1 protein-coding gene is annotated in these 229 nt (G+C 71.6%); it reads left to right on the top strand.

Annotated elements, in window-relative coordinates; all coding sequences use genetic code 11:
* On the top strand, window positions 1-229 hold a 229-nt coding region (locus tag ACZ3GY_RS24915; protein WP_465912513.1), incomplete at both ends, for a hypothetical protein.

The following is a 229-nucleotide window of genomic DNA, read 5'->3' as shown; positions in this document are numbered from 1 at the left end:
CGGAGCCATTGTGCTGCGCTGCATCGTGACGCTCGGTGCGATCTCGCTCTCCGGCCCCGACGGGGTCTGGCTCACGCTGTGGGGTCTGCCGTTCGTCCGGATCGTCTACGTGACCGTCGCGCTCGCTCTCGTCGCGTGGGTCTTCGTCGTCGCGGGATGGTCGCTCGAAGCGCAACTCGGCGTGCGCCGCGCGGTGGGCGTCGCGCTCGCCGGGGTCGGCGCGGTGTTC

It is taken from the genome of Pseudomonas sp. PME37.24/006 (assembly GCF_055556635.1).
Note: the sequence above shows the minus strand (reverse complement) of the source record. Positions and strands in the feature narration are given on the sequence as shown.